The 2,400-nt window shown below is 69.1% G+C and carries 1 protein-coding gene; it reads right to left on the bottom strand.

Going from position 1 to position 2,400, the window contains the following annotated elements; translation table 11 throughout:
• Window positions 1-90 precede the first annotated feature (90 nt).
• The gene (locus AC060L_RS37260) at window positions 91-2,229 is read right to left on the bottom strand and encodes an NPCBM/NEW2 domain-containing protein (RefSeq protein ID WP_483799735.1); all 2,139 of its coding nucleotides are present in this window, start codon (window positions 2,227-2,229) and stop codon (window positions 91-93) included.
• Between the last annotated feature and the right edge of the window lie 171 nt (window positions 2,230-2,400).

The raw sequence follows: 2,400 nt of genomic DNA, 5'->3' as shown, positions 1-2,400 counted from the left end.
GAGGTGGCTCCGGCACCGCGCCCGCGCTGAGCAAAGCCGAGCTGAGCCGACCTCAGCTCAGCTCGGCTCGGATCGAGTCGGACCGGCGGCTCAGCAGGTGAGCACCGGCCCGGCCCAGTCGCCGTGGTCGCTGTTGTTGCCGTCGCCGGCGTCGGTGACCACCAGGCGCAGCTCGTCCGCGCCGGTCAGGTCGGCCGTCAGGTGCTTGGCGGCGGCGTCCTTGCCGGTGACCAGGCCGCTGTCGGCGACCTTCGTGCCGTCCTTCCAGATCTGGAACGTGACGGTGCCCTGGCCACCGGTCTCGTCGTCGACACCGACGTCGGTGCTGAGCGAGGTGCAGCTGCCGCCGAGGTAGTAGTCCACCTCGCTCGGCGAGTTGGTGCCCAGGCCCTTCGGGTACTTGACGCCGCGGATCGTGATCGTCTCGCCGTCACCGGTGCCGTTCGCGCCCACGCTCTTGTCCTTCTCGACCGGGCCCCAGCCGTTGCTCGCCGAGGACCAGTTCAGGTCGGAGAGCTGGTGCGCGCCGGCCACGGGGCCGGGGCCGCAGGCGATCTTCGTGCCGGCCCAGTCGGCGTGGTCCCAGCTGGTGCCGTCGCCGCCGTCGGTGACCACCAGGCGCAGCGTCTTCGCGCCGGTCAGGTCGGCGGTCAGCGTCTTCGCCGGGTCCTTGCCGGTGAGCAGGCCGCTGTCGGCGACCTTGGTGCCGTCCGCCCAGACCTGGAACGTCACCGAGCCCTGCCCGCCGGTCTCGTCGTCCACGCCCACGTCGGTGACCAGGTTCCTGCAGGCGCCGCCGAGGGTGAAGCTGACGTCGCTGGGCGAGTTGGTGCCCAGGCCCTTGGCGTACTGCGTGCCGCGGATGCTGATCGGCTGCCCGTCACCGGCGTGCCAGTCGCCGTTGCTCATGTCGCGCTCGACCGGGCCCCAGCCGTTGCTCGCCGAGACGAACGGCAGGTCGCTGACGTAGCTCATGCCGGTCGGCGGCGGCACCGGGCCGCTCGGGGTGACCCGGAACATCGCCGTGCCGTGGCCCGGGACGGTCGCGCTGAGCGTGCCGGTGGTGGTCGAGGTCTGCTTCGACCAGAGGTCCTTGACCTGGTAGGACGAGGCGCCCGCGATGCCGAGGGTGGCGACGTCGGTGCTGATGTCGGTGGCGTACGAGCCCTCGTTGGTGAGGGTGACCGCAACGCTGCCGTCGGCCAGCGGCTTGGACATCACCATCAGGCCGTTGGCGTCGGAGACGACCGCGCCCTGCTTGCCGAGCGGGTCCTGGTCCACCGCGATCACGTCGGTGTTGGTCAGGATGTCGAAGGTCTGCTGCTGCGCGGTGCGCAGGTCGGTGCCGATCATCAGCGGGGCGGACATCTCGGACCAGAGGCTGAAGTGCGTCTGGTACTCGGTGCCGGTCATGCCGCCGTTGCCGACCTCCAGCATGTCCGGGTCGTTCCAGGCGCCGCGCTTGGAGTACGCGTTCAGGCCGGCGTTGGTGTTCGCGATGGAGATCATCGACTGCCAGTTGTCGCTGATGTCACCGGTGGTGCGCCAGGAGTTGCCGATGTTCTGCGCCCAGTTCCACGGCCCGGTGGAGCCCCACTCGCAGATGCTGTAGAAGATCGGCCGGCCGGTCGCCTTCAGCGCGTCGCCCATCGCCTTGTAGCGGCTCAGCGCGTCGACGCCCTGGTTGTTGCAGTTGTCGTACTTGAGGTAGTCGACGCCCCAGGAGGCCCACAGGTTGGCGTCCTGCTGCTCGTGGCCGAGGCCGCCGGGGAACCCCTGGACGTCGCAGGTGTGGGTGCCGGCGCTGGAGTAGAGGCCGAACTTCAGGCCCTTGGAGTGCACGTAGTCGGCGAGTGCCTTGATGCCGTCGGGGAAGCGGACCGGGTCGGCGACCAGGTTGCCGCTCGCGTCGCGGTTCGGCAGCGCCCAGCAGTCGTCCAGGTTGACGTACTGGTAGCCGGCCGCCTTGAGGCCCTTGCTGACGAACAGGTCGGCGATGCTCTTGACCATCGCCTCGTTGAAGGTGCCGCTGCAGTGGGTCGAGTTCCAGTTGTTGAAGCCCATCTGCGGGGTCAGTCCGACGCCGTTGTCCAGTGCCACCGCTGAGGGGGCGGTGGCCAGTTGGAGACCGACGGCGAGCGCGCCGCCGCCGGTGAGCAGCGTCAGCGCGGTGCCGAGCGCGCCGAGTCTGGCTCTCAGTGTCCTGTATGAGCGGGGCGTGGTGGGCAAGTGGTCCTCCTGAAGCGACGGAACCGGACGCAGTCAAACGGAACATCACATATGACAGTGCGCAGCGCCGGGCATGTCAAGAGATCTGACGTGCGTTCATGAAGGATCGTGTTCGGTTGTGTTGGCCTTGGTGTGCCCTTGGGAGACGAAACGCCGGAGCGGGGGGGGGGA

This window comes from Kitasatospora sp. NEAU-69, from assembly GCF_057158765.1.
The sequence above is the reverse complement of the archived record's forward strand: the minus strand, read 5'-3'. Positions and strand labels throughout refer to the sequence as shown.